The sequence below is a fragment of the Lonsdalea britannica genome, assembly GCF_946477055.1.
Taxonomy (GTDB): Bacteria; Pseudomonadota; Gammaproteobacteria; order Enterobacterales; family Enterobacteriaceae; genus Lonsdalea; species Lonsdalea britannica_A.
Genome location: NZ_CAMKXG010000291.1, coordinates 1 through 3,806, shown reverse-complemented (window position 1 = coordinate 3,806; position 3,806 = coordinate 1). Strand labels below are relative to the sequence as shown.

Here is a 3,806-nt window from a genome sequence, read left to right as displayed (position 1 = left end):
GCCGGGCGATTTTACGCAGCGGTATCCCCAGCTTGTACTGTTCCGGGAATCCCTCAATGGTGCGCTGTTCGGCATCCGGCGCGCGCCACAGACTGCGCTGCATCGGGGTGTCCGTCGAGCCGGGCGAGATCAGGTTGCAACGCACACCGTAGGGGGCCAGTTCCAGCCCGACCGTCAGGCACAGGCTGCGCAGGGCCGCTTTGGACGCGCAATACGCCGCCATCCCGACGCGCGGCACGTGCGCGGCGTTGGAGCCGATGGACACAATGGCTCCGGAGCGCTGGCGCTGGAACTGCGGCAGCGTGGCCTGAAACAGATTGAAGGCGCCGCCCGCATTGACGCCGATGCAGTCCAGCCAGTCTTGCTGGCTGAGGGTTTCCGTTGCGCCCATACGCAGGATACCCGCGCCGTTTACCAGCACATCCAGCCGCGGCGTATGCGCCAGCAGTTCGCCGCAGCTGTCGGCGACGGCGGCGGCATCGCTGATGTCCAAGGTGCGCCGCAGGAACGGCGCGTCGGCCTCATCGAATGCGACGTCGAACCCCGTGACGTCAGCGCCCGCCTGTGCGAAACGGCAGGCGGTGACGTAGCCGATGCCGCGCCCGGCGCCGGTCACCCAGACCTGTTTGCCGCGAAATTCCGCCTCCCAACTCATGCTTCCTCCCGCTGCGGCTCGGTCAGCAGATGCAGCCAGTGCGCGATGGTGGGGTTTTTGACCAGCGCGACAAAGTCCAGATCGTGGCCCGCCTGACGCCAGCGCGCGACCAGCGACATGATGCGTACGGAGTCCAAACCATAATCCAGCAGGTTTTCATCGTCTTGCAGGTCTTCACTGTCTTCATCCAGCAGCGGCAGCAGCTCCGCGCGCAGCTGTTCCCGGCTGTATCCGGTGGACGGCGCGATCTCGGCCAGCAGTTGGTTGACGGTGGCGACGCGTCCGCTGCGTCCGGCGGCATAGCGCAGCGCCATCATGTGCTCTTCCTGCGAAAAGTCGGCCAGCGCATCGGCCGCCATGAACGGCTGGATGTCGCGCATGAACGCATCGGTGGCGGTCGTCAGGCAGCCGATGTGGGCGTAGACGCCGCAGATGATCAGCTGGTCGCGGCCCGCTTTCTTCATCTGTTGCTCCAGATCGGAACGGACAAACGCGCTATAGCGCCATTTCACCAGCACCGTATCGCCGGTTTCCGGCGTCAGCGCCGGGATGATTTTCTGCTGTTCGGGATGCTGGTTGATGCCCGGTCCCCACATGTCGTTGAGCAGCGCGCGGTCGCGGTCGCTCTGCTGTTGGGGCTGCGCGGTGTAGAACACCGGAATCCCTTGCTGGCGGCAGACCTGCTTAAGCCGCGCAATATTTTGTACCACTCGGGCGGTCAGAGGGCTGTCTTCGCCCCAGAAGTTCAGAAAATACTGCTGCATATCGTGGATCAGCAGCGCCGCCCGCTGAGGCTCCAGCGTCCAGCTGACCTTATTGGCGGGCAGTTGCTCGGCGGTGGGGAGCGGATAGGCGTTCAGTTTGGGGATACTCATGAATCATTCTCCTGCTGAGAGGGGGCGAAGCGCTGCTGCGCCATCTGGCGCAGGCGTTTTTTATCCACTTTTCCGACCGGAGTTTCCGGTAGGGAGGACAGCGTTGCCACGCGGTCGGGCAACTTGTAATCGGCAATGCCCAGTTCGCGCAGATGGCGGCGAAGCTCGACGGGCTTAATCGTCTGACGGGTCACGACGAAGGCGCAGCTTTTTTCGCCCATCAGCTCATCCGGGACGGCGACGAGCGCGGCGTTGATGACTTTGGGATGGCGCAGCAGCAGATTTTCGATCTCCTCGGCGGCAATCTTCTCGCCGCCGCGGTTGATCAGGTCATTCTCCCGGCCGACGACCTGCAGATAGCCGTCGGCGTGCCGGATAATGCGATCGCCGGAGCAGTAAAAGCCCTGCGCATCGAACGCCTGCCGATTTTGCTCGGGACTGCGGTAATAACCGCGAAACGTATAGGGGCCGCGCGTCATCAGTTTTCCAGCCTGACCGGGCGGCAGCGGGTTGCCGTCGGCGTCGGCCACCCAGACCTCGTCGTCGGGGCTGATAGGACATCCCTGCGTGGCGTAGCGGTGCGCGTCGTCGTCGTCCAGTCGCGTGTAGTTCACCAGTCCTTCGGCCATGCCGAACACCTGCTGCAATTGGCAGCCCAACTCCGCCGGGATGCGCCGCGCCAGCGACTCGCTGAGGCGTGCGCCGCCCACCTGCAAGAGTTGCAGACTGTTCAGCTTGGCGCGTTCTCCGGGCGCGGCGGCGGCCTCAAGCCACAGGATCACGGCGGGCGGCACCAGCGCGGCGACGGTGGCCTGATGTTGATGGATTAACGGAAAGCAGCCGCTGGCGCTGGGATCGGCGGCAAGGATGACGCAGCCGCCCGCGTAGAATGCCCCCAGCGCCCCCGGCGAACTGAGCGAGTAGTTATGCGCCGCTGGCAGCGCGCACAGGTAGCGGGTTGCGGCGGTGAAGCCGCAGATGTCCACGCTGGCGCGCACGCTGTAGTAATAGTCGTTGTGGGTGCGGGGGATCAGTTTTGGTGTACCGGTGCTGCCGCCCGAAAGCTGGAAGAAAGCGACCTGATCCGGCGGCGTTGGCGTCGGCGTGGGAACGTCGATGTCATGATTCATCAGCGCGGACAGGCCGTTATCGCCCTCATCGCCCAGCAAGATGACCTGTTGCAGCGAGGGGCAGCGCTCACGCAGTTGTCCCACGAAACGGTCATCGGAGAAGAGGGGATGACGCCGATCCGCAATCAACAGCTTCGGCTCGATCTGGTCGGCGTAGGAGTACAACTCGCTGCGTTGGTGGCTGGGAAGCGCATTAACGGGAACAATCCCGGCGCGCAGCAGCGCGAAGTAGACAATGTAAAATTCGGCGATGTTGCCCAGCTGCACCAGCGCGGTATTGCCGCAGCGCATGCCGCGTTGGCGCAGGGCCGCCGAGAGCCGGGACGCTAACCGATCCAACTGGCGATAGCTTAACCGGCGTTCGCCGCAGATCACGGCGACGGCGTCGCTGTCTTTGTGGCGGGTCAGGATGTCGTCCAGCGGCGCATCGGTCCAGTAGCCGCACGCCCGATAGCGTTGTTCCAGCGCCGGAGGCCAGCGGTTGAATTCGATGATCATGCGGCGCACTCCCTGTCCTGCTGTAGCCCGAAAGCGCGCAGCATGGTGCTGAGTTTGACGCCGGTTTCCTGCCATTCGGACTGCGGTTGAGAGTCCGGCACAATGCCTGCGCCTGCGAACAGCCGCACCCGATTGTCCTGCACTTCGCCGCAGCGGATGGTCACCGCCCACTCGCCGTTGCCCTGTGCGTCGCACCACCCGACGATACCGCCGAAACGCTGGCGATCGAACGGCTCCAGCTCGCCGATACGGTCCAGCGCTGGTTGGAACGGCGTGCCGCACAGCGCGGGCGTGGGGTGCAGCAGGCAGGCCATCGACAGCGCGTTTTCTCGCGGGTCGATCACCTCTGCCTGCAGGTGGGTAGCCAGATGCCACAGCACCGGCGTACTGATGAGCGTCGGCTCAGGCGGCAGCGTCAACGAGCGGCAGCGCGGCAGGAGCGTGCGCTGCATCTCTTCAATCACCAACTGGTGTTCATAGCGGTCTTTGACGGAACGTTGCAGCGCCTGCTGTAGCCGGTGATCTTCGCCCGCGTCGGTGCTGCGGCGGCTGGAGCCTGCCAGCGGCTGCGACGTGATGGTCATGCCCTGTTTGCGCAGCAGCAGTTCGGGGCTGGCCCCCACCAGACAGCCGTGCGCCAGCGGCAGG

Annotated in this window: 4 protein-coding genes; all 4 read right to left on the bottom strand. The window is 64.7% G+C overall.

The window, feature by feature from the left end; all coding sequences use genetic code 11:
• The coding region (gene dhbA / locus Q7O77_RS15405; protein WP_304169355.1) for a 2,3-dihydro-2,3-dihydroxybenzoate dehydrogenase at nt 1–655 on the bottom strand (655 nt) is incomplete at its 3' end.
• Complete coding sequence (locus Q7O77_RS15400; RefSeq protein ID WP_304169352.1) at nt 652–1,530, bottom strand: isochorismatase; 879 nt, start codon at nt 1,528–1,530, stop codon at nt 652–654. The genes Q7O77_RS15400 and dhbA, both read right to left, overlap by 4 nt.
• On the bottom strand, nt 1,527–3,158 hold the full coding sequence (locus tag Q7O77_RS15395; protein ID WP_304169349.1) for a (2,3-dihydroxybenzoyl)adenylate synthase: 1,632 nt from the start codon (nt 3,156–3,158) through the stop codon (nt 1,527–1,529). The genes Q7O77_RS15400 and Q7O77_RS15395 overlap by 4 nt, the downstream gene beginning before the upstream one ends.
• On the bottom strand, nt 3,155–3,806 hold a 652-nt coding region (locus Q7O77_RS15390; RefSeq protein WP_304169346.1), incomplete at its 5' end, for an isochorismate synthase MenF. The genes Q7O77_RS15390 and Q7O77_RS15395, both read right to left, overlap by 4 nt.